Source organism: Variovorax sp. M-6, assembly GCF_052114385.1.
GTDB lineage: Bacteria > Pseudomonadota > Gammaproteobacteria > Burkholderiales > Burkholderiaceae_C > Variovorax.
Genome location: NZ_JBFREQ010000001.1, coordinates 346,042 through 368,825 on the forward strand (window position 1 = coordinate 346,042; position 22,784 = coordinate 368,825).

The following is a 22,784-nucleotide window of genomic DNA, read 5'->3' on the forward strand; positions in this document are numbered from 1 at the left end:
GTAGCCGCCCACCCCCCTACCGGGGGGCAACACCGGCGGCCCGGCAAAGCCGGTTCCGCGGTGTTTCACCAACAACGGCCTGGCTGCGCCGGCCGTCAGGGGTCAGGGGATCAGACGGGGGTCAGTTTGGCCACCGACAGGGCCAGCCACTTGACGCCGTGGCGCGGGAAATTGACTTGCGCCCGCGCATCGTCGCCGCTGCCTTCCAACGCCGTCACCGTGCCTTCGCCGAACTTGTTGTGGAACACCTGCATGCCCGAGCGCAGGCCGTGCGACGGCGCGGCCTTCTGCGGCGGCACCGGCGGGCTGGCGAAGCTGTCGCGGCTGAAACCGCCCGAGCCGCCGCGCGTCGTGGCATAGCCTCCGCCGTAGCCGAAGGCCGACGGCGCGAAGCCCTGGTTCTTCGGCGTCAGCCACTTCAACGCGCCTTCGGGCAGCTCGTCGAAGAAGCGGCTCTTCAGGTTGTAGCGGGTCTGGCCATGCAGCATCCGGGTCTGCGAGTGGCTCATGTAGAGCCGCTGGCGCGCACGCGTGATGGCCACGTACATCAGCCGCCGTTCCTCCTCGAGGCTCTCGTTGTCGCTCATCGAGTTCTCGTGCGGGAACAAGCCTTCCTCCATGCCGGTGATGAAGACGCAGTCGAATTCGAGGCCCTTGGCGGCATGCACCGTCATCAGCTGCACCGCATCCTGGCCGGCCTGGGCCTGGTTGTCGCCCGATTCCAGCGCCGCATGGGTCAGGAAGGCGGCCAGCGGGCTCAGGGTTTCGCCGGTCTCGGCGTCGGGCGCCAGGGGTTCGTCGAGCAGCGGCCGGTTCGGGTCCAGGCCCTGGCTGGCGGGCGACTGGCGCAGTTCGTCGACCGGCAGCGCCACCGCGTCGCGGCCGAAGCCTTCCTGGGTGACGAAACTCTCGGCCGCGTTCACCAGTTCCTCCAGATTCTCGATCCGGTCGGCGCCTTCGCGGTCGGCCTTGTAGTGCTCGATCAGGCCGCTGTGGTCGAGCACCAGCTCGATGATCTGGCGCAGCGACTGCCCCTCGGTCTGCTCGCGCAGCACGTCGATCCTGGCGACGAAGGCCGACAGGTTGGCGCCGGCCTTGCCGCCGACCGCGTTCACGGCGTCGTGCATCGAGCGGCCGGCCGCACGCGCCGCGTCCTGCAATTGCTCGATGCTGCGCGCGCCGATGCCGCGCGGCGGGAAGTTGACGATGCGCAGGAAGCTGGTGTCGTCGTCCTTGTTCTCGAGCAGCCGCAGGTAGGCCAGCGCGTGCTTGATTTCGGCCCGCTCGAAGAAGCGCAGGCCGCCATACACGCGGTACGGCACCGAAGCGTTGAACAGCGCGGTCTCGATCACCCGGCTCTGCGCATTGCTGCGGTAGAGCACGGCCATCTCCTTGCGGTCGATGCCGTCGCGCACCAGCTGGCGCATCTCCTCGACCATCCACTGCGCCTCGGCGAAGTCGCTGGTCGACTCGTAGACCCGAACCGGCTCGCCGGGGCCCTGGTCGGTGCGCAGGCTCTTGCCCAGCCGCTTGGTGTTGTGGCTGATCAGCGCGTTGGCCGAGTCGAGGATGTTGCTGAAGCTGCGGTAGTTCTGCTCGAGCTTGATCTGGTGCGAGACGTCGAACTCGCGCACGAAGTCGGCCATGTTGCCCACCCGCGCGCCGCGGAAGGCATAGATGCTCTGGTCGTCGTCGCCGACCGCGATCACGCTGTTGTCGCTCGGCACGAAGCGGCCTTCGGTGGTCGTGCCCGCGAGCATCTTGATCCAGGCGTACTGCAGCCGGTTGGTGTCCTGGAACTCGTCGATCAGGATGTGGCGGAAGCGCCGCTGGTAGTGCGCGCGGACGGGATCGTTGTCGCGCAGCAGTTCGTAGCTGCGCAGCATCAGCTCGCCGAAATCGACCACGCCCTCGCGCTGGCACTGTTCTTCGTACAACTGGTAGAGCTCGACCTTCTTGCGGTCGTCGTCGCTGCGGACCTCGACGTCGCGCGGGCGCAGGCCGTCTTCCTTGGCGCCGGCGATGAACCACTGGGTCTGCTTGGCCGGGAAGCGCTCGTCGTCGACGTTGAACTGCTTCATCAGGCGCTTGATGGCCGAGAGCTGGTCCTGCGTGTCGAGGATCTGGAAGGTGGACGGCAGGTTGGCGAGCTTCCAGTGCGCACGCAGGAAGCGGTTGCACAGGCCGTGGAAGGTGCCGATCCACATGCCGCGCACATTGACCGGCAGCATCGCGCCCAGGCGCGTCATCATTTCCTTGGCGGCCTTGTTGGTGAAGGTGACGGCCAGGATGCCGCCCGGTGACACCTGGCCGGTCTGCAGCAGCCAGGCGATGCGGGTGGTCAGCACCCGGGTCTTGCCGGAACCGGCGCCAGCCAGGATGAGCGCATTGCCGGCCGGGAGCGTCACGGCGGCACGCTGCTCGGGGTTGAGATTCTGGAGCAGCGGCGAATCTGCGGCGGCCGCGAGGTCGGTGAACATCCGTCGATTGTAGAAAGCACTGCGTATGGGGGGTATATGAAGGGCCGTTGCCTCCTCTTCGGGCCGGGCGTGTAAAATCAGTCACCGGGCCCAAGTTTCTTGCGCCCGGTTTTTTGTGCGCGTTTTCCTTTCGCGAGAACGCCCGAATACCGGCCGGACCAAGCGCTCAATTCACCCTTACAGGAGCTTGGTTATGCAGATCTTCGATTACGACAACATTCTCTTGCTGCCGCGCAAATGCGTGGTGGAAAGCCGCTCGGAATGCGACGCCAGCGTCACGCTGGGCGGCCGCAGCTTCCGCATCCCGACGGTGCCGGCCAACATGAAGACCGTGGTCGACGAGACCATCTGCACCTGGCTGGCGAAGAACGGCTACTTCTACGTGATGCATCGCTTCGACCTCGACAACCTGAAGTTCGTCAAGGACATGCACGCCCAGGGCGTGTTCGCGTCGATCTCGCTCGGCGTCAAGAAGCCCGACTACGACACGGTCGACCAGATGGTCGCCGCCGGCCTGGAGCCCGAATACATCACGATCGACATCGCGCACGGCCACGCCGACAGCGTGAAGAACATGATCGGCTACCTCAAGAAGAAGCTGCCGAAGAGCTTCGTGATCGCCGGCAACGTCGGCACGCCCGAGGCCGTGATCGACCTGGAAAACTGGGGCGCCGACGCCACCAAGGTCGGCATCGGCCCGGGCAAGGTCTGCATCACCAAGCTCAAGACCGGGTTCGGTACCGGCGGCTGGCAGCTGTCGGCGCTCAAGTGGTGCGCGCGCGTCGCGACCAAGCCGATCATTGCCGACGGCGGCATCCGCGACCATGGCGACATCGCCAAGAGCATCCGCTTCGGCGCCTCGATGGTGATGATCGGCTCGCTGTTCGCGGGCCACGAGGAATCGCCGGGCCAGACGGTGGAGGTCGACGGCACGCTCTTCAAGGAGTACTACGGCTCGGCCAGCGACTTCAACAAGGGCGAGTACAAGCACGTCGAGGGCAAGCGCATCCTCGAGCCGATCAAGGGCAAGCTGGCCGACACGCTGGTCGAGATGGAGCAGGACATCCAGAGCTCGATCAGCTACGCGGGCGGCCGCAAGCTGATGGACATCCGCAAGGTCAACTACGTCATGCTGGGCGGCGACAACGCGGGCGAGCACTTGCTCATGTAAAGGCGAGGCCTCAGGCCTCCAACAGTTGCGCCGCCAGCCGGTGCAGCCGGTGTCCCGGGTCGGCCAGCGCATCCACGATGCTGAAATGGTTGCGCCCCGGCATCAGTTCGCACACCGGCACGGTCCGCGCGCCCCAGGCGTCGCGGATCAGCGCGTTCTGGCGCTTGAACTCCTCGCTCTCGTCGCCACCGGCGATCGCCCAGAGCCGGCCGCGCGCCGGCGCCGGCCACAGCGCCGGGCTCAGGCGCCGGGCGGCGTCGTCCGTCAGGCGCAATGCATCGGCGATGAAGGGCGCGTGCTGCAAGGGCCGCAGGTCGTGCACGCCCGAGATCGACAGCGCGTTGCGCACCAGTTGCACGGGAAGATCCGGCGCCACGGCCTTCCAGTCGCAACCCAGCAGCATCGCCGCCAGGTGGCCGCCCGCCGAATGGCCGGAAACCGTGATGCGCGAGGGGTCGCCGCCGTGCGCCGCGACGTGGCGCCAGGTCCATGCGAGCGCGCGCACCATCTGCAGCGCGATATCGTCGATGCCCACCGGCTGCTCGGCCGTGCCGGGGCACAGCGCGTAGTTCGGCAGCACCACGCAGACGCCGCGGTCGTTGAAGCTGCGCGCGATGAAGGAGTGCTGGCTCTTGTCGAGCGAGCGCCAGTAGCCGCCGTGGATGAACACCAGCACCGGAGCGTCCGGCACCGGCGCCGGGCAGACGTCGAGGGTCTCGCCCGCCCCGTCGCCGTAGCGCAGGTCGACGCGGCAAGCCAGCGCGGCGCGGGTCGCGGCGGATTCCGCCGCCCAGCGCTCGAAGTACGCCGGATGGTCCGGCACGCGCGCCCGGTTGTTGTACATGCGGTCCAGCCAGGACGGATCGGACGAAACCATCTGCTCATGCTCCGTGGGGTCGACGAGGCGCGCATCTTGACATGCCGGCGTGCAAGAATCGGCCGGTTCTGGTTAGAATTCGGATTGCGTTGGGGGGGTAGCTCAGCTGGGAGAGCGCCGCGTTCGCAATGCGGAGGTCGGGAGTTCGATCCTCCTCCTCTCCACCAACTTTCCAGCCTTCATGCGGGGTCCGGGGCCATTCGGCCCCCCTTGCCCCCGCATCGAACCTCATCACCGAAACAGCCGCGGATGCCGCGTCCCAAMGCGGCATCCSCACGCCTCAGGGCGCGCCCTGCCCCGGCTTCGCGAAGTCGCAGACCCCTTCGGGGAAGATGGCATTGAGCTTCTGGATCTCCGCCGGGGCGGGCTTCCAGGCGCCATAGGTGCCATCGGCGAGCGCCGCGTCCACCGACTTGAGCGCGCACTTGAAGATGCCGCCCTCGATCGGCCCGCCGGCCACGATGCGCGAGGTCCCGTACATCGGGAAGGCCTGGGTGCAGACGCCCTTGGCCTTGGTGTCGAGCACCCCGTCCCAGACCTCGGCGCCCTTGGCCATCAGCGCACCGCTCTTGTCGAAGCAGCTGTCCACCGCACGCTCGGGCCGGTTGTCGGCGACGCTGCGGGCCGGATTGGCGCGGATCTTCGTCATCCACTCGTCGATCACCTCGAGCGACATCGGCGTCTGGTTGAAGTCGGGGCCCGCGCCGCGCGTCTCGGTGAACCAGATCGCCTGGTGGTCGGAGCTGCCCATCTTGGCGCGGATGCGCTTGCGGATCGCGAAGGACTGGTGCACGTTGTGCATGTCCAGCTTCTCCTCGAGGTAGGGATGCCAGTCGATGGTCGGGATGTCGGTCTTCCCGGTGAAGACCAGGCCCGAGCGCTGCAGCGCCTTGATGGCGTCCAGGTCGCCATGCGTGCGCGGCGCGGGCACGTCGGGCGTGGCTGGGTTCCACTGGTTCATGTTGCGCGCACCCCAGGGGTCGAAGTAGCCGGGCACGGTGGCGGCCTTCTGCTGCTCCGCCGCGCTGGTGCCGTTGTATGGGAAACCCTCGCCCACCATCTCGCTCATCCGCTTCCAGCCGCCCACCTTGAGGTTCAGGTCCAGGAACTCGGCCGTGGAGATCTTGCCGTTCTTCATCGACTGCAGGCCGTACTGCACGCCGACGTTGTCCCAGGTCGAGCGCGGGTAGCCGTCGGCGCCGATGCCGTAGACGTTGCGCACGTCGTCGTAGTGGCTGAACGGAATGGGGCCGAATGCGGCCATGTCCATCCGCGCGGCGCCCTTGACCAGGATGTCGTCGGCATCGAACTTCGGGTTCATGGCGCCGGCCGTCAGGCCCATCCAGGCCTTGCGGCATTCCGTCGAACCGGTGGCCATCCTGACGTTCGGCAGATAGCCCTGGAGCCCGAAGAAGGGGTTGGCGACCCCCTCCTCCGCGTTCATGCCCACCAGCCAGGTTCGGTTCTTGATCGAGCTCGTCCACTTGCCGTTGGCCCGGTCCGTGACGTCCATGTAGTACTCGAGCAGTTCGCAATCTCCCACGTGCGGGATCTGGCCCACCATGTCGGGATAGGGCTGCTGCGCGATCGCCGCGTCGATCAGGCCCGGATGGTTCTGCGGATACAGGTACTGCTGGATGCCGCCGCCCGAGGCGCCGAGACCGACCGTGTAGAGCGGCACGCCGTAGCGCTTGATGAAGCCTTCCTTGGTCATCAGCGCGGTCTCGCCGCCGAGGATCATGTCGTAGTGCTCGCCCGTGCGGGTGCCGGTGGAATGGACCATGGCATAGCCCTTGCCGATCGCCTCGACCAGTCCGGCGCGAGTGTCCGGCCCGCCCTGGTAGTGGCCGAAGCCCACGCCGCCCTGGAAGTGATAGACCAGCCGCTTGTTCCACAGGCTCAGGTCGGGCCGCGTCGGGTCTTCGCCGAAGGGCGCGAGCATCACGTACTGGTAGATGAAGCGGTTGATCGTGCCGCGCTCCCAGCGCACGATGAAGTCGACTTCCCGTCCGTCGGTCAGCCGGGTCTTCGCGATGTTGGCCGGACGCGAGCCGTCGGTCGGCATCGGCAGGTAGTCCTTGTGGCTGGCGCCGCCGATGGGCAGGTAGTAGTAGCGCACATAGGATTCGATCGAACAGTTGCGGCTGTAGCCGATGGTGGCGCCGCCGCTGTCCTTGACCGCGTAGTACTTCGGGTCGCTGGTGTCAGGCAGCGGCTCCTTGCCCAGGTCGGTGAACACCGTGCAGACGAAGGGCTCCTGCTTGGGTCCCGCGAACATCGGGCCGGTGATCGGATGATTGGTCAGCGTGAGCGTGTCCAGCTTGCCGCGCGTCTTGTGGCGCAGTTCGAGCGTGTTCGCGCCGAGCACCAGCCCGGCGACCAGGCCTTCGAGCCGGTCCGCGCTCGAAGCGAGGCTGGGAGCGATCTTCGCGCCGTTGAGCCACAACTCGACCTGCTCGTGCTCCGCCTTAGGCGCGAACACGGCGATGCGGGCATCCCCGCCCGACACGTATTCGGGCTTGCTCGACAGCACCTGCAGCGAGATCTTCGACGGCACCGCCGTCGATGGAGGCGCCTCGGCGGAGGGCGACGGATTGGCCGCCGGGGGTGCGCTGGACGACGGGACGAAAGGCACTCCGCCCCCGCCGCCACCGCCGCAAGCGGCGATCACGATCGCGCCGGCCGCGCAGGCAGCGATCTGCTTCCATGAACTCATGCATGTCTCCTCGTTGCTCTTGTGGACCGGGCAGGGTCGCAAGCAAGCGCAAGCCCCCCCGGGTGCGGTCGATGCTAGGGAGCGGTGGAAAGACGCACAAGTCAGCGACCCGGGCGGACGCTGTCAGATTTCGATGACAAGGGTCGCGGGCGCGGGCTCGCCCTCGACCGTGTTTCAAGGCACAAGGCGCGGCCACTCGCCCAGACGAACCGCGGGCTGCGGCGCGTCCTGGTTCGCCAGGTCCACCCAGCCGCCGCCCAGCGCCTTGTACAGCGCCGCCGCCTGCAGCAGCACGTCGCCCTGGGATTTCGCCAGTTGCACCTGGGCATTGAACAGGCTGCGATCGGCATCGATCACTTCGAGGTAGCTGGTGTAGCCGCCTTCGAAGCGCTTGCGCGAGAGCCGCGCGTAGTTGACCAGCGCCCCGACCTGGATCTGCTGCGCGTCGAGTCCCTCGCGCGAGTTGGAGATGCCCGCGATCGCATCCGCAGCCTCGCTGAAGGCCGCTTGAACGGTCTTGCGGTATTGGGCGATCGCCGCGCGCTGCTCGGCCTCGGCGCGTTCCACCTGGCCCGCGATGGCGCCCGCCGTGAACAGCGGCAGGCTGATGTCGGCGCCATAGCTCCAGACCCGCGCCGGGCCGCCCCACAGGTCGGACAGCGACCGGCTCGCCTGCCCGAACGCGCCGGTCAGCGAAATGGTCGGGAAGTAAGCCGCCTTGGCCGCGCCGATGCGCGCGTTGGCGGCGACCAGTGTCTGCTCCGCCTGGAGGATGTCCGGGCGCCTGTCGAGCAGTTCGGAAGGCAGGCCCGCGGGCACGGCCGGCGCCACCAGCACGTCGATGCTGCGCCCGCGCGCGATCGGCCCCGGGTCGCGCCCGATCAGGATCGACAGCGCGTTCTCCTGCTCGGAGATGGCCTGCAGCAGCACCGGCACCGCGCGCAACGCGGTGGCGTATTCCGAACGGGCCTGGCTCACCTCGACCGCCGACACCACGCCGCCCTTGAAGCGGCGCTCGAACAGGTCGAGCGAATCCTTGCGCAGGCCCAGCGTGCTGCGCGCGACCTCGAGTTCGCGGTCCTGCTCGCGCAGCCGCACATAGCCCGTCGTGACCGCGGCCACCACCGACAGCACGGTGCCGCGGCGGAAGGCTTCGCTCGCCTGCAGCTCGGCGGTCGCAGCTTCGGTCAGCCGGCGCGTGCGACCGAAGAGATCGATCTCCCAGCTCGCGAGCAGCGTGGCCTGGGCCGCGTTGTAGGGGTTGACGGCGGGTACCGGGCTGATGGTCTTCTCGCTCGCCCGGGTGCGGCTGCCGCTGGCATCGGCGCCGATCTGCGGGAACAGCTGCGAACGCGTGGTGCCGAGCGCGCCGTAGAACTGCTCGACGCGCGAAGCGGCCACCACCAGGTCCAGGTTGTTGCGCAGGCCCTCGGCGATCAGCGCGTCGAGCTCGGCATCGCCGAACTGGCGCCACCAGGCGGTGTCGGGCAGCGCGAGTTCGGCGGGGGTCGGCGGCGCCGCTCCGCGGTATTGCGCCGGGATGCTGAGCTCCGGCCGCTTGTAGTCCGGCCCGAGCATGCAGCCGGCGAGCAGGGCCGCGAGCAAGGCCGCGGCGCCGGCGCGGCCGATGCGGGTCCGGTCAATGCGGGACATCGGTGGCACCTCCGGCTCCGGGCTCGGCGGGTCCGGCTGGGCGGGCGGACGCCTTCTTCCCCCACGACCGCTCGCTCAGCGTCTCGAAGCCCCAGAAGAACATCGGGATGAAGAAGATCGCGATCACTGTCGCGCCGAGCATGCCGCCGATCACGCCGGTGCCCAGCGACTGCCGGCTCGCCGCCGAGGCGCCGCTCGCGATCGCCAGCGGAATGCAGCCGAGGATGAAGGCCAGCGAGGTCATGATGATCGGGCGCAGCCTCAGCTTGGCCGCACCGACGGCCGCTTCGTAGGCCGACATGCCTTCCTTCTCGCGCAGCTCGACCGCGAACTCGAAGATCAGGATCGCGTTCTTGGCCGCCAGCGCGATCAGCACCGTGAGGCCGATCTGGAAGTAGACGTCGTTCTGGATGCCGCGCATCCAGATCGCGGCGATGGCACCGAACAGCGCGAAGGGCACCGCCAGCAGCACGCCGATGGGCAGCGTCCATTTCTCGTACTGCGCCGCCAGGATCAGGAACACCATCACCAGCGCGAAGGCGAACACCATGCCGGCGGTGGAGCCGGCCTTGCGTTCCTCGTACGACTGCCCCGACCAGGCATGCGAGAAGCCCTGCGGCAGCACCTCCCTGGCCACCGCCTCCATGGCGTCGAGCGCCTGGCCCGAGCTGTAGCCCTCGGCGGCATCGCCGGTGATCTTGGCGGCAGTGAAGTTGTTGAAGCGCGTGACGATGTCGGCACCGGTCACGTAGCGGGTCGTCGCCACGGACTTCAGCGGCACCATCTTGCCGTCGCGGTTGCGCACGAACATGTTCTGCAGGTCGTCCGGTTTGGCGCGGTAGTCCGGCTCGGCCTGCAGGATCACCTGGAACAACCGGCTGTTCTTCGGGAACTGGCTCACGTAGAGGGAACCGAAGAGGGTCTGCAGCGTCGAGTACACGTCCTGCACCGGCACGCCGAGGCTCTCGGCCTTGTCGCGATCGACGTCGACCAGCAACTGCCGGGAGCGGGTGTTGATGGTCGAGTTCACGCCGCGCAGCTCGGGCCGCTGGCGCGCCTTGGCAATGAATTCGCGCGTCACTTCTTCCAGGTGCTGCAGGCTGGCATCGCCTTCGCTCTGAAGCCAGAACTCGAAGCCGCCGGTGGTGCCCAGGCCCGGGATCGACGGCGGGTTCACCGGCACCATCACGCCTTCCTTGAAGGTCGCGAACTCCGCGCCGGCATCGCGGATCAGCGCATCCGCCCGGTCGCCCGGCGCCTGCCGCTGCGCGAAGCCCTTGAGCGAGACGAACAGCACGCCGGCGTTCGACTTGAGCTGCGAATCGATCAGGCTGAAGCCCGGCACGGTCGCCACCGACTTCACGGACGGCTGCTTGCTGAACCACTGCTGCGCGCGGTCGGAGGCGGCCTCGGTGCGGTCCAGGCTGGCCGCGTCGGGCATGATCACCGCGGTGAAGATGTAGCCCTGGTCCTCGACCGGCAGGAAGGTCGATGGCACTTTCTTGAAGAGCCCGAGCATGATGGCGATCATGCCGACGATCAGCAGCAGCGAGAAACCGACGCGCCGGATCGCCAGCCGCGTGGTCGAGGTGTAGCCCTCGGTGAGGCGCTCGAAGCGGCGGTTGAACCAGCCGAAGAAGCCCTTCTTCTCGTGCTCGCCGGGCTTGGGCGGCTTCAACAGGATGGCCGCCAGCGCCGGCGACAAGGTCAGCGCCACCAGGCCCGAGAACACCACCGACACCGCGATCGTGATGGCGAACTGCTTGTAGAGCTGCCCCGTGATGCCCGACAGGAAGGCCACCGGGATGAACACCGCGCACAGCACCAGCACGATCGCGACCACCGGCCCGCTGACTTCGTCCATCGCCTTCTTCGCAGCTTCCTTCGGGCCGAGGCCGAACTCGGCCATGTTGCGCTCGACGTTCTCGACCACCACGATCGCGTCGTCGACCACGATGCCGATCGCCAGCACCATGCCGAACAGGGTCAGCATGTTGACCGAGAAGCCCATCGCGGTCATGCCGATGAAGGCGCCGAGGATCGACACCGGCACCGCCAGGATCGGCACCAGCGTCGCGCGGAAGCTCTGCAGGAACAGGAACACCACCAGCACCACCAGCACCACGGCCTCGACGAAGGTATGGACCACCTCGTTGATCGACTCGCGCACGAAGTCGGTGGTGTCGAGCGCGATGTCGTAGTCCAGCCCTTCGGGGAAGGTGGGCTTGAGCTCGCCGAGCAGCTTCTTCACGTCGGTCGCCACCTGCAGCGCGTTGGCGCCGGGCTGCTGGTAGATCGCGATCAGGGTGGCCGTCTTGCCGTTGTACTTGGATCGGATCGAGTAGTCCTTCGAGCCCAGTTCGGCGCGGCCGATGTCCTTGACGCGGACGATCGCGCCGGTGCCCTGCTGGGCCCGCAGGATGATGTTGTCGAACTGCGAGGGCTCGGTCATGCGGCCCGAGGTGGTGACCGGAATGGTCTGCTGCACCGGCGTGGCGGTGGGCGAGGCGCCGAGCCGGCCGGCGGCGTACTGCTGGTTCTGTGCCGCGACGGCCGTCTGCACGTCGGTGGCCGTCAGGCCGAGGCCGGCCATGCGGTCGGGCTTGAGCCACAGCCGCATCGCGTAGTCGGGCGAGCCGAAGATCGAGCTCTGATTGGCGCCCGGCACCCGCTTGATCGCGTCCAGCACATTGATGTTGGTGTAGTTCGCGATGTAGGTCGGGTCGTGGCTGTTGTCGGGCGAATAGATCGCCACGATCATCATGAAGGCCTGCGACTTCTTGGCCACCGAGACGCCCTGGCTGCTGACCGCCGACGGCAGCGTGGGGAGCGCGAGGTTGACCCGGTTCTGCACGTCGACCTGGGCCAGCGACGGGTCGGTGCCGATCTCGAAGAAGACCGACAGCGTCATGTTGCCGGTCGAGCTCGAGGTCGAGTTCATGTACATCATGCGGTCGGCGCCGTTGACCTGCTGCTCGATCGGCGCGGCCACGTTCTGCGACACCACCTCCGCGCTGGCGCCCGGGTAGGTGGCGCTGACCGAGATCTGCGGCGGCGTGATGTCGGGGAACTGCGCGATCGGGAGGTTCAGCATGGCCACCGCGCCGGCCAGCACGATGACGATCGAGATGACCGACGCGAAGATCGGCCGGTCGATGAAGAAATGGGCAAACTTCATCGCGCCTCCGCCAGCACGACGTCGACCCGGCGTGCCAGCGCAGGCGAGTCGGCGCCCACCAGGTTCGAGGGCGCGTGCAGCGCGATGCGCTCGGGCGGCACGCCGGCGGCGACCAGCGCCTGGCGCACCGCTTGCGCCCGCTCCCTGGCCAGCGTCTTGTTGCGCGCCGCATCGCCGCTGGCATCGACGTAGCCTTGCAGGACCGCGCGCAGTTCGGGCCGCGACTTCAGCGTCGCGGCGACGCCCAGCAATCGCGCGTGGCCGGTCGCGTCGAGTGCCGTGCGGCCGCGCTCGAAGAACACCGAATCCTTGTCCGATGCGGCGGGCGCGGCGACGGGCGCGGCGGCCGCCGCCGCTGCGGGCGCCGGCTGCGCCGACACGGAGGGCAGCGCGGCCGAGACCGCGGTGGGGTGCGCCGCGCGCACGGGCAGCGGGGCGGCGGGCACCTCCTTCACGCGAACGATCATCCCGGGCGCGAGGCGCATGAAGCCGTCGACCACCACGCGCTCGCCGTCCTTCAAGCCGCTGCTCACGAGCCATTGGTCGCCGAGCCAGTCACCGGCCTCCACCGGCCGCTGGATCGCCTTGCCCTCGCCGTCGACCGTCCAGACGAACTGGCCGCGCGGCCCCTGCTGCACTGCGCGCTGCGGCACCACGATCGAATCCGGCCGCGTGAAGCCGAGCACGTTGACGCGCACGAATTGCCCGGGCCGCAACTGGCCCTTGGGATTGGGCAACTCCGCGCGCAGCAGGAAGGTGCCGGTCTCCTGGCTGAACGCCGCATCGGCGAAGGTGATGCGTCCGGTGGCCGGAAAGGTCGAGCCGTCGGCCAGCAGGAGTTCGACCGTGTAGTCGTCGCGCGGCGCCTTCACGAGCTTGCCCTTGGCGATCTCGTCCTGCAGGCGCAGCGACTCGTTCTCGGACAGGCTGAAGTTGACCCGCATCGGATCCAGCTTCGCGACATAGGTCAGCAGGCTGTTGGTCGCGTTGATGTAGGCACCGTCCTGGACCTTGGCGAAGGACGAGAGGCCGGCCACCGGCGATGTGATGGTCACGTAGCTGAGGTTGAGCTGCGCGTCGGTGACCTTGGCGGCCGCGGCCTCCACCGCGGCGGCGGCACCCTGCTCCTGCCCGGTGGCATCGTCGAGGTCCTTCACGGCCAGCGCCTCGTCGGCCACGAGCGGCTTGACGCGCGCCAGGTTCGCGCGTGCCGTGCTCAGGCGCGCCTGCTGCTGCGCCAGCTCGGCGCGGGCGGCTTTCAGGCTGGCCTCGAAGGGCTTGGCGTCCATCAGGAACATCACCTCGCCGGCCTTGACGTACGCGCCCTCGGTGTAGACCCGGCGCTCGAGGAAGCCGTTGACGCGGGCCCGGATCTCGACCTGCTGGGAGCTTTCGGTCTGGCCCACGAACTCGAAGGTCACCGGTACCGACTGGGTCTTCACGACCTGTGCCTCGACCTCGGGGGGCCTTGCCGCCGGCTTGTCCGCTTCCTTGCCGGAACAGGCGGCCAGCAGTGTCACGACCAGCAGTGCGGCGGGCAGAACCCTCGATCCGATCGACGTTCGGCGCATGGGGACCCCCTCAGGTCTTGGCGGTCGATGGGGCGGGCGCCTTGATCAGCATCTCGGCGCGTCCGGCAAGCATCAGCCAGGCTGGCAGGATAACCACGCACAGCAGCGGCAGCAACTCGATGCCCGGAATCATCACCGCGCCCATGAAGAGGCTCAGCCAGCCGTCGCGCGTGGCCACCAGCGTGAAGCCGAGCACCGAGCAGGCGATCGCCAGGGCCATGGGCACCATCGGAAACACCTGGTGCACCAGCAAGCCGAAAGCGACTCCCACGAAGACCAGCGGAAAGATCCGACCGCCCCGGAAGCCGCAGGTGGCGGAGACCAGGACCGCCACCAGCTTGATGACGACGATCATCGCCAGCCCGCCCGCGCTGTAGCTCGCGGCGCCGGTGGCGAGCGTCTTCATCTCGGCCAGCCCCTTGAACATGGTGATCGGGCCGCCGATGATCCCGAGGATGCCCAGCAGGAAACCGCCCAGCGTCAGCACCAGCACCGGGTGGCCCATCGAGAGGAAGAAGCGGTGGAACCGCGGATACAGCCACACGGCCACCATGCCGATCGCGATCGCCGCCAGCGCCACGAGCATGCCCAGCCCGATGTCGGGAATGGTGGGATGGAGGTAGGGCTCGATCGGCAGCGAAAAGTCCATCTCTTCGAACTGAGACATCGTGAGCGCTCCGGCGCCTGCGGCCACCAGCGGTGCGAAGAGTTCGTCCCAGATCGGCTTGTCCTTGTCGCCGCCGCCGACCATCTCGGAAAAAAGCAGCGCCGCGGCGACCGGCGTGCCGAACATCGCGCCGATGGTGCCGGCCGCCGCGAGCATCACCCAGCCCTTGGCCGGCACCTTGGGCATCAGCCGCGCGCCGACCGCCACCGTCAGGCCGACGATGATCGCGATGATCGGGTTCTCCGGCCCGAGGCTGACGCCGCCGGCCAGCGCCAGGATCAGCGCCAGCGCGAGGCTCGGCAGCACGCCGACCGCCGTGGGCGGGCCGAACAGCGAGACGGTCGCCGGGTCCGGGCCGGCGTGTCCGGGCAGAAAACGCACCACCAGGCCCACCGCCAGCCCGGTGAGCGTCAGCACGCCGAGGACCCACCACCACGCGGTGCCCGAAGCGCCGACCATCGGCGGCAGCGTCTGCCAGAGGAAGCGCTGAAGCAGATTGGCCGCGAGCACCACGACCAGCAGGATGAGGGCGGCCGCCATGCCGACGATGACCGCAGGTGCGGCCAGGGCGAGCATGGTGCGCGCGCGGGGATCGATCATGTGGTCTCCATCAGAAGGGCCCGGCATCGAAGACCATGCTGAAGATGGCCAGGAAGCCGACCAGCAGCAGCAGCAGCGCCACGGCCAGCGTCAGGGAAGGCGGAAACTGGCTCTCGGCATGGATGAGTCCCTGGCTCTTCAGCGTCTTGCGCTCGGCGCGCAGCCCGAGCATGAAGAAGCAGTGGTAGGCGATGCCCGAGATCAGCATGGCGATGCCGATGACGACCAGCGCCTCGCCGAAGCGGCGCGGCGCCAGGCTGCTCTTGAGCACCTGGGCGTCATGCAGCTTCTGGAACACCTGGAAGATCGTGAAGCCGAAGCCGATCAGCGACAGCGACGTCCGTATGACCGACATCAGCGTGCGCTCCGCGCTCATGCGCGTGCGCTGGAAGGACATCCCGGTTCGGCGGGACGACAGTTCGACCGATGCGCGGTCCGACTCCAGCCCGGGGTCGACCCATGATTTGTCATCTGGCATGCAATGCTCCCAGTTCTCGCAGCGCGACGAAGATGATGCTCACCGCCAGGGCCACCTGAAGCACTCCCAGCACCGCGCCGAGAATCTCGAGCACCATGGCGACAACCCCGCCCAGCATGCGTCGCGCATAGAGCATGGCGAGCAGGTTCAGCAGCATCACGCCGCCGAGCAACGCGAAGATGGTCAGCGTGCGCTCGATGCTGTGGCTGTTGGCCATCAGCACGATGAGCGCCGCGATCCCGTAGGGCGTGACCACCGTCGGAAAGGTGATCCGCATCGCCGCCGCGGCAGGCGATGCCGGCAACGCCTCCGGCGACGCGTGGCCGGGCTGGTATTGCGCCAGCACCATGCGCATGCCGATCACGAAGAAGATCAGGCCGCCTGCCAGCAGCAGCGCAGGCACCGGGATCGCCCAGTTCCGCAGGAGCAGTTTCCCGATCAGGGCACCCAGGACCACGGCAACCAGGGCAATGCCGAAGGTGCGCAGCGCGATCCCGCGCACCCCCTTCTCGTCGACTTCATGGGTGAGCCTGGCGAACGGCCCGATGATCTTGAGCGGTCCGAGCATGACGAACAGCAACGTGAAGATACCGCTCAGGCCGAGAAGCGAATTGGTTTCAAGCATGGGATGACCTCTTCATGTCGCCTACTTGTCGATCGGGAACACCTTGTTCCAGTCCTGCTTCATGTCGACCACGGTCCAGCCCCGGGCCTTCGCCTCGTCGAGCGCCTTGTCGAGCCGTCCGATGTGCGAAGCGCGGTCGTAGGCGTACTCGCGCTCGGCGTCGGTGTGATGGACCAGTCCCATGAAGCGCGGCCCGGCGCCGGCGGCGGTCCACTCGAGCATCTGCTGGTCGCCGTCGGAATTGCCGAAGGCGAGGATCGGGCGCCGGCCGATGAATCGCTGGATGCCCACCGGTTTGCCCGCGTGGTCGTCGACCAGGTCGATCTGCGCGAGCTTGAGCAGCACCGGCTTGCCGTCGCTGCCCATCTTGAAGGCCAGCTGCCCGGTCGAGCCGACCACCTGCTCCGGCGGAATGCCGTAGACCTTCTCGGTGAAGACGCGCATGAACTCGACGCCGCCGCCCGAGACGATGAAGGTCTTGAAGCCGTGCTCGCGCAGGTAGGCAAGCAATTCCAGCATCGGCTGGTAGACCAGTTCTTCATAAGGCCGCTGGAAGCGCGGATGGCGGGCCTTCGCGAGCCATTGCGCCACGGTGTCGGCGAACTGCTCGGTCGTCATGCCGGCATGGGTCGCGGCCATCACCTGCATCAGGCCTTTCTCGCCCGAAGCCGCGAAGGCCTTCATGTCGCCCTTCAGGATCGCATCGAAGGGCGGTGTGGTCTTCCACTCCGGATGCTTCGGCGCCAGCGCCTTCACGCGGTCGAGCGCGAAGGCGAACTGCACGTAGATCGGCTGTTCGATCCACAGCGTGCCGTCGTTGTCGAAGACCGCGATGCGCTCGGCCGGCGGCACGAAGGTCGGCGCGCCCGGCGTCGTCACGTCGGCCACGAACTTCAAGATCGCCTGCTTGGCCGCACCGTCGTTCCACGACGGCAGTCCCTGGGCCTGCGCGACCGCGGCCGCGACGAGCAGCATGGCCGCGGACAGGCAGCGCCGCAGCGTGCGCATGAAGGAGGTGCTTGTCATCGTCTGGCCTCTGTGAGTTGTCGGGTCTATCTGCGCCGGAAACCGCCACCGCCTCGGAAGCCGCCGCCACCGCCGCGAAACTCTCCGCCGCCGAATCCCCCGGCGTGGAAATCGCCGCCGAACGAACGGTCCATGTTCATCGAGGACTGGTGCAGTTCGCCCGCGCGCTGGGCACCGAAGTCGCGCGCGCTGCGCTCGCTGTCGAGTTGCGAGAAAGCGGGCTCGCCGCCTGCGGCGCGGCCCTCCCAGCCGCCCGTCGAGGCCTTCTGCCAGCCGTCGCCGGTGTTGCGGTAGACGTTGCCGTCCTTGCCGGCGTAGACGTCGTTGCCGACGTGGGCGACCGTGCCGCCGCCCTCCCCGGTGGCCCGCCCGTAGGTGGTCACCTGGCCGGTGTTGTGGTTGTAGACCGCGCCCCGGCCGCCCGACACCTCGTTGCCCGTGTAGGCATTGCCCGCCGTGCCGCGCGCGCCGACCGCGACGCTGCCGCCCGGCCCGACCGCCGCGCCACGCCCGCCCGCCGCATAGTTGCCGGTGTAGGCGTTGCCGATCGCGCCGCGCTGGCCCGCCGAGGCGATGCCGGTGCGCGAGTTGTACGAGGAGCCCACCTGCCCGGCCCAGGCGTTGCCGGTCCAGGCGTTGTAGCCGGCGCCCGCGCGCGACACGGTCGCGCGGTTGCCCCATTGGCTGTAGACGTTGCCGGTGTAGCCGGCCCAGCCGCCGGGCCCCCAGGCCACCGCGCCGCCGCGCGGGCCGAAGGCAGCCCCGCCCCACACCGGCCCGGCCCAGGGTCCCCAGTACGGATACGGGCCCCAGCCCCAGCCGGTGGCCACGGTCGCCGCGCCCCAGGCCCAGCCGAGCCCGAAGGCCACCGCCCAGCCGGTCCACGGCGTATACGCCACCGCCGCGCCATAGCCGTAGGTGACCGGCGGTCCGTACCAGACCGAGCCGATCCACGGGTTGTAGACGTAGCCCGTGCCGTACACCACCACGCCCGACACCGGGTCGACGATCGCGCCCATGTAGCCCGGCGAATAGCCGGCGTAGACCGTGTCGGGCGTGGTGTCGTAGATGCGCACGTAGGTCACGTAGTGCAGCGGCGAACTCGGCGGAATCGAATAGATCACCGCCGGCACCGATCGGGCGACCGCCCACGGGCCGCGCACCGAAGCGGCGCTGAACCAGACCCCGTTCTCGACCGCGTAGTAGGCGCCGTCGCCGACCCGGATGATCGCGGTCGGCGTGTTCTCGACGTAGGACAGCGAGGTGCCCGCGATCGGCTTGAACACCGGCGCGCCGTCGAAGCGCGGCGGCGTCAGCGAGGTGCCCGCCACCTTCACCGCGGCGGTCTGCGGCACCGTCGCCGCGATCGCGGCCTCGCGCGCCTGCGAGGTGCCGGCGACCGAGGCCTTGACGTTTTCCTTCGGGCTGTCGTCGGGGATCCGCGCGAACTCGGGCGGCAGGGCATTGGCCGGCACGAACTGCCACGGGCCGGCGGTGGAGGTCGAGCGGAACCAGCGCCCGGCGATCAGCACGTAGGTCAGGTTGTCCTGCATGTCCATGAAGATGTTGCCGGTGGTGTTCTCCACATAGAGCAGCGGCGCCCCGCTGACCGGCACCGGCCGCGCCGTGCCGTCGGTCACGATGAGCTCGGTCGGCGCGGTGGCCACGAAGACCATCGGCGTCTGGCTCTCGAGCCGCGGCGCCGGGCGATCGGGGGTGCTCTGGCCCGTGAGCGGGTCGATCTGGTGCGCATCCATGGCCGCCTTGAAGGCCCGGCCCAGTTCGTTCGACGGCGCGTGGAGCACCTTCCATGGCCCATTCAGCGCAACGGCCGTCATCCAGCCGTCGAACACCTTCAGGTAGTAGGTGCCCGAGCCGTCGCGCAGCAGCAGCGGCCGGGTGTTGAGGACGCGCTCGAAAGGCGTGCCTTGCAGCCGGCCATAGCGCGGCTCGCCGTCGACCGTGACCAGGATCGACGGCACGCTGGAGAACACGATGCGCGGCGGCTCGTTGGCCAGCGGCTTGCGCTCCTCGGGCTGCCGGGTCTGGACGATCGCCATGGCGGCCTCGAGCCGGTCCAGTGCGATGGTGCGCGAGCGGCCGCCGAGGTCGCGCGCGATCGCATCGCTCCAGGCCTGGGCCTGCGCCGCGGTCGAGGACGGGAAATCGACCTTGGCGAAGCGCACGCTGTCGAGGGTGACCAGGCGGCGCCCCTTGTCGGTCAGCGTGCGGGCCTCGAAGGTCACGATGCCGTAACGCGTTTGCGGCGGGTTGCTGCCGATCTCCACCTGCACCGCCGCGCGCCCGGCCAGCTTGACGCCGTCCCAGCTGTCGAGCTGCGGCTCGTACACACGCAGGCTCGCGTTGCCGGACTGGACGGTGCGCGGCCAGGGCAGTTCGCCACCGATGGCGGCGGCCGCCGTGGCGCCCGCGGTGGGCTGCGCCCCCGCCGGCACTGCCTGCGCCGCCAGCGCGGCGACCAGGAGGAAGGCGGCGCTGCCTGCGATTCGACTCATGAAGACTCCTCGTGATTCATTCGACACGGACCACCGCCGGCGGCGTCCAGCGGCCGTCCATCGCGGCGGGCTCGGGCCAGTAGGCGCGGATATAGAGCGAGAACGCGCTCGCGCCGTCGCTCGGCGCGGGCAGCCAGTTGCCTTCGTTCTCGGCGCCGGGGGACTGCGGCTGCACATGGATCGTCAACGAGCCGTCCTCGGCAAAGCGCAGCGACTTGCTCTTGGTGCCCACCGAATAGCGGCCGAGCGCATTGGGCTCGAAGAAGTGGTGCTCGTTGTAGAGCGTCAGCGACCAGAAGCCCTTCACCGGCGGCAGCGCCCCCGGCGCGAAGGTCAGCGCGTAGCGCCCGGCGCCGCACAGACGCGCACCGTCCCGGTCCAGGTCCTGGTAGAAGTACTGCGTCTCGTTGGGCTTGTTGACGAAGATGTTCGACTTCGCGACCGCCGTGCGCGTGAAGTAGTCGGTGCCGAAGCAGGCGCCGTTGGCGATCGTCGACCAGTGGTGCGGCAACTGCCGCCCGTAGTTGCGGAACTCGAACAGGGGCTCGACCAGTTCCCGGTCGGCCTCCGCCACCGCCTGCTCGAAGACCTCCCTGAGGTGCGCATCGTGGGCGGCCGCATCCACCACCGCCAGCACCTGCGCATAGCGCGCCGATTCGCCCGGCAGCGGCTTCGCATCGGCCAGCGCGGCAGGCAGGCTGTCGAGGAAGGTCTCGGGCGGCACCCATCGGGTTTCGCCGCCACCGCTGTCGGCCGCATTCGGCACCGCCGGCACCTGGCGCCAGTCGGTGAGCTTGACCCTGCCGTCGAACTGCGCCACGGGGTACAGGCCGATCCGGCCGATCACCGACTGCACCGCCTTCAGATCCTCGTCGGTGTCCTCGCGGAACACCCGCGGGATCACCACGCCGGTGCCGGTCTGCGAGGCGAACACCCGGCGGATGCCGGGCGGCACCGCGCCGACCCAGTTCGGCCCGACCAGCAGGTAGAAGCCGGCCTGGGTGCCGTACATGCTGCCCAGCTCGGCAATGCTGTCGGTGCGCGAATCCACCACCTGGACAACCCAGAAGCGGTCGCCGAAATCCGGCACCTGGAGCACCACCGGCGACTGGTCCAGCGCGACGATGCCGTTGCCGTACACCACGTCCTGGTTCGGACAGGCCACGGCGCGCTCGGCCGGATCGATGTAGTCGGTCAGCATGGTCAGGCTGTTGGCCGGCCCGACCGGCAGCACGCCGCCCAGCAGCATCGGATGCGGCAAGCCGCCGAACGCGACCCGGCGGTTGTGCACGTTGACGATCGGCCAGGCCCAGAAGAAGGCATCGCGCGCCACCATGCGCACGTAGTCGTCGCTGAGCTTGGTCTTGGTGTCGGGACCCGGGACTGACTGCGCCATGGTCATCTCCTGCAACGGGAAACACTCCACCCGACCTCGCTGGTAGCCCGGGCTCGCGCGGCCGCGATTGCGCCGATGCGCGTTGGCCCTGCTCATGGCAATACCCCCAGGTCAACCGCCGGCGGTCAAGTCGCGCCGCCCGCCGAAGCTTCCGCCATCTTCGACAGCGCGTCGTCGATCGTGAAGGTGTTGGGCTTCTGCACCGGGGGAAATTCCTTGAAGGTGGCCGCGAACTTGTCGGCGATCGCATAGGCACCGTAGAGGATGTACGCGTGGTACAGGAACCACTGGTAGTAGGAGTTCGACGTGAAGTCGGCACGCTCGAAGGGATCGGTCCGCAAGTTGAAGAGCTTCGGCAGCCGCAAGCGCACGAAGGGCTCCCCCCACACCCCCATGGTGCCGCTCAGGCGCTGCTCCATGAAGACCACCTTCCAGTTGTCGTAGCGGATGCCGAGGATGTCGCCGTCGTCGCTGATGTAGACGAACAGCTTGCGCGGGCTCTCCTTCTCCTTGCCCGTGATGTGCGACAGCAGGCTGACGCCATCGATGTGATTCTTGTACTTGCGTCCGATCGCGGTCACTCCCTTCTTGGCCTTCTCGACGATGTCGGGCTCGCCCGCCATCTCGAGGAAGGTCGGCAGCCAGTCGTGATGCTGAACAATGCCGTTGGACACCGTCCCGGCCGGGATTCGGCCCGGCCAGCGCACGACCATCGGAATGCGGAAGGCGCCTTCCCAGTTGGTGTTCTTCTCGCTGCGGAACGGCGTCATCGCGCCGTCGGGCCAGCTGTTCATGTGCGGCCCGTTGTCGGTCGAGTACATCACGAAGGTGTCCTCGGTGATGCCGAGCTCGTCGAGGTAATCGAGCATCTCGCCCACGTTCTTGTCGTGGTCGATCATCGTGTCGTGGTAGGGCGACTGCCAGCGCCCGGCCTGGCCCATGCTCTCCGGCTTGGTGTGCGTGACGAAGTGCATGTGCGTGAAGTTGAGCCAGACGAAGAAGGGCTTGCCGGCCTCGTGCTGCTTGCCGATGAACTTCTTGGCCTCGGCCGCGAAGTCGTCGTCGCAGGTCTCCATGCGCTTCGTGGTGAGCGGGCCGGTGTCCTCGATCTTCTGCTTGCCGACGCGGCCCCAGCGCGGCTCCTCGGTGGGATCGTCCTTGTCGGTCGCCCACGAATGGATCACGCCGCGCGGGCCGTTCATCTTCCTGAAGTTGGGGAAATCCTTCTCGGGGTAGTAGTCGTACATCTCCGGCTCCTCCTCGGCATTCAGGTGATAGAGGTTGCCGTAGAACTCGTCGAAACCGTGGTTGGTCGGCAGGTGCTCGTTGCGGTCGCCCAGGTGGTTCTTGCCGAACTGGCCGGTGGCGTAGCCCTGGTTCTTGAGCAGCGCCGCAATCGTGACCAGTTTGGTGTTCATGCCGATCGGCGCCGCCGGAATCCCGACCTTCGAAAGCCCGGTGCGGTAGACGCTCTGGCCTGTGATGAAGGACGAGCGGCCGGCGGTGCACGACTGCTCGCCATAGGAATCGGTGAACTCCATCCCTTCCTTCGCGATGCGGTCGATGTTCGGCGTCTGGTAGCCCATCAGGCCATGCGTGTAGCAACTGAGGTTGGCGATGCCGATGTCGTCGCCCCAGATCACGAGGATGTTGGGCTTCTTCGCGGCGGATTGCTTTGCAGCGGGCTTCTTGGTGGACGCCATGTCGGACTCCTGGTTGAGGCTCGGCACCCGCGCGCGGACGGTCATGTCGCGGCGCGGAACATGCCTACAGCATGCGCACGCCGGCGACAAAGCGCACTTGTCCTAAGGTGACGCGCGATTTGCCCCT

The 22,784-nt window shown here is 68.2% G+C and carries 14 protein-coding genes and 1 tRNA gene; 2 read left to right on the forward strand and 13 right to left on the reverse strand.

Features of this window, described 5'->3' with window-relative positions:
- Positions 1 to 110: 110 nt before the first annotated feature.
- Positions 111 to 2,480: a UvrD-helicase domain-containing protein gene (locus AB4Z46_RS01715; protein WP_442281739.1), complete on the reverse strand. Its 2,370-nt coding sequence runs from the start codon at positions 2,478 to 2,480 to the stop codon at positions 111 to 113.
- A 193-nt stretch (positions 2,481 to 2,673) separates the two neighbouring features.
- Between AB4Z46_RS01715 and AB4Z46_RS01720 the strand changes: the two genes are divergently transcribed.
- Complete coding sequence (locus tag AB4Z46_RS01720) at positions 2,674 to 3,651, forward strand: GMP reductase (protein ID WP_442281740.1); 978 nt, start codon at positions 2,674 to 2,676, stop codon at positions 3,649 to 3,651.
- 10 nt (positions 3,652 to 3,661) lie between these two features.
- Here the strand turns inward: AB4Z46_RS01720 and AB4Z46_RS01725 are convergent, their stop codons facing one another.
- Complete coding sequence (locus AB4Z46_RS01725) at positions 3,662 to 4,528, reverse strand: alpha/beta hydrolase (RefSeq protein WP_442281741.1); 867 nt, start codon at positions 4,526 to 4,528, stop codon at positions 3,662 to 3,664.
- A 91-nt stretch (positions 4,529 to 4,619) separates the two neighbouring features.
- Between AB4Z46_RS01725 and AB4Z46_RS01730 the strand changes: the two genes are divergently transcribed.
- Positions 4,620 to 4,695, forward strand: a tRNA-Ala gene (locus AB4Z46_RS01730).
- Between the two features lie 113 nt (positions 4,696 to 4,808).
- Here the strand turns inward: AB4Z46_RS01730 and AB4Z46_RS01735 are convergent.
- From AB4Z46_RS01735 to AB4Z46_RS01785, 11 genes are all read right to left on the reverse strand, one after another.
- The gene (locus AB4Z46_RS01735) at positions 4,809 to 7,244 is read right to left on the reverse strand and encodes a DUF6351 family protein (RefSeq protein ID WP_442281742.1); all 2,436 of its coding nucleotides are present in this window, start codon (positions 7,242 to 7,244) and stop codon (positions 4,809 to 4,811) included.
- 174 nt (positions 7,245 to 7,418) lie between these two features.
- Positions 7,419 to 8,897, reverse strand: coding sequence for an efflux transporter outer membrane subunit (locus tag AB4Z46_RS01740; RefSeq protein ID WP_442281743.1), 1,479 nt, complete (start codon positions 8,895 to 8,897; stop codon positions 7,419 to 7,421).
- On the reverse strand, positions 8,884 to 12,075 hold the full coding sequence (locus AB4Z46_RS01745) for an efflux RND transporter permease subunit (protein ID WP_442281744.1): 3,192 nt from the start codon (positions 12,073 to 12,075) through the stop codon (positions 8,884 to 8,886). The genes AB4Z46_RS01740 and AB4Z46_RS01745 overlap by 14 nt, the downstream gene beginning before the upstream one ends.
- Entirely contained in the window at positions 12,072 to 13,646 is a 1,575-nt protein-coding gene (locus AB4Z46_RS01750) for an efflux RND transporter periplasmic adaptor subunit (RefSeq protein WP_442281745.1), read from the reverse strand. Before AB4Z46_RS01750 ends, AB4Z46_RS01745 begins: the two co-directional genes overlap by 4 nt.
- Positions 13,647 to 13,656: 10 nt before the next feature.
- Positions 13,657 to 14,913 (reverse strand): ion channel protein, encoded by a 1,257-nt coding sequence (locus tag AB4Z46_RS01755; protein ID WP_442281746.1) that lies wholly within the window; start codon positions 14,911 to 14,913, stop codon positions 13,657 to 13,659.
- Positions 14,914 to 14,923: 10 nt separating this feature from the next.
- Positions 14,924 to 15,391 (reverse strand): YidH family protein, encoded by a 468-nt coding sequence (locus tag AB4Z46_RS01760; protein ID WP_442281747.1) that lies wholly within the window; start codon positions 15,389 to 15,391, stop codon positions 14,924 to 14,926.
- Complete coding sequence (locus AB4Z46_RS01765) at positions 15,381 to 16,016, reverse strand: MarC family protein (protein ID WP_442281748.1); 636 nt, start codon at positions 16,014 to 16,016, stop codon at positions 15,381 to 15,383. The genes AB4Z46_RS01760 and AB4Z46_RS01765 overlap by 11 nt, the downstream gene beginning before the upstream one ends.
- 21 nt (positions 16,017 to 16,037) lie before the next feature.
- On the reverse strand, positions 16,038 to 17,042 hold the full coding sequence (locus tag AB4Z46_RS01770) for an HAD family hydrolase (protein ID WP_442281749.1): 1,005 nt from the start codon (positions 17,040 to 17,042) through the stop codon (positions 16,038 to 16,040).
- Between the two features lie 26 nt (positions 17,043 to 17,068).
- The gene (locus AB4Z46_RS01775; RefSeq protein ID WP_442281750.1) at positions 17,069 to 19,558 is read right to left on the reverse strand and encodes an autotransporter; all 2,490 of its coding nucleotides are present in this window, start codon (positions 19,556 to 19,558) and stop codon (positions 17,069 to 17,071) included.
- Between the two features lie 16 nt (positions 19,559 to 19,574).
- Positions 19,575 to 20,954, reverse strand: a complete 1,380-nt coding sequence (locus AB4Z46_RS01780; RefSeq protein WP_442281751.1) for a DUF1254 domain-containing protein — start codon at positions 20,952 to 20,954, stop codon at positions 19,575 to 19,577.
- A 125-nt stretch (positions 20,955 to 21,079) separates the two neighbouring features.
- Entirely contained in the window at positions 21,080 to 22,702 is a 1,623-nt protein-coding gene (locus tag AB4Z46_RS01785; RefSeq protein WP_442281752.1) for an arylsulfatase, read from the reverse strand.
- Positions 22,703 to 22,784: the final 82 nt, after the last annotated feature.

What these genes read in the sequence shown, in the direction of transcription:
- AB4Z46_RS01715 (WP_442281739.1), bottom strand. Translation starts at nt 2,480, where the DNA reads ATGTTCACCGACCTCGCGGCCGCCGCAGATTCGCCGCTGCTCCAGAAT.
- AB4Z46_RS01720 (WP_442281740.1), top strand. Translation starts at nt 2,674, where the DNA reads ATGCAGATCTTCGATTACGACAACATTCTCTTGCTGCCGCGCAAATGC.
- AB4Z46_RS01725 (WP_442281741.1), bottom strand. Translation starts at nt 4,528, where the DNA reads ATGGTTTCGTCCGATCCGTCCTGGCTGGACCGCATGTACAACAACCGG.
- AB4Z46_RS01735 (WP_442281742.1), bottom strand. Translation starts at nt 7,244, where the DNA reads ATGAGTTCATGGAAGCAGATCGCTGCCTGCGCGGCCGGCGCGATCGTG.
- AB4Z46_RS01740 (WP_442281743.1), bottom strand. Translation starts at nt 8,897, where the DNA reads ATGTCCCGCATTGACCGGACCCGCATCGGCCGCGCCGGCGCCGCGGCC.
- AB4Z46_RS01745 (WP_442281744.1), bottom strand. Translation starts at nt 12,075, where the DNA reads ATGAAGTTTGCCCATTTCTTCATCGACCGGCCGATCTTCGCGTCGGTC.
- AB4Z46_RS01750 (WP_442281745.1), bottom strand. Translation starts at nt 13,646, where the DNA reads ATGCGCCGAACGTCGATCGGATCGAGGGTTCTGCCCGCCGCACTGCTG.
- AB4Z46_RS01755 (WP_442281746.1), bottom strand. Translation starts at nt 14,913, where the DNA reads ATGATCGATCCCCGCGCGCGCACCATGCTCGCCCTGGCCGCACCTGCG.
- AB4Z46_RS01760 (WP_442281747.1), bottom strand. Translation starts at nt 15,391, where the DNA reads ATGCCAGATGACAAATCATGGGTCGACCCCGGGCTGGAGTCGGACCGC.
- AB4Z46_RS01765 (WP_442281748.1), bottom strand. Translation starts at nt 16,016, where the DNA reads ATGCTTGAAACCAATTCGCTTCTCGGCCTGAGCGGTATCTTCACGTTG.
- AB4Z46_RS01770 (WP_442281749.1), bottom strand. Translation starts at nt 17,042, where the DNA reads ATGACAAGCACCTCCTTCATGCGCACGCTGCGGCGCTGCCTGTCCGCG.
- AB4Z46_RS01775 (WP_442281750.1), bottom strand. Translation starts at nt 19,558, where the DNA reads ATGAGTCGAATCGCAGGCAGCGCCGCCTTCCTCCTGGTCGCCGCGCTG.
- AB4Z46_RS01780 (WP_442281751.1), bottom strand. Translation starts at nt 20,954, where the DNA reads ATGGCGCAGTCAGTCCCGGGTCCCGACACCAAGACCAAGCTCAGCGAC.
- AB4Z46_RS01785 (WP_442281752.1), bottom strand. Translation starts at nt 22,702, where the DNA reads ATGACCGTCCGCGCGCGGGTGCCGAGCCTCAACCAGGAGTCCGACATG.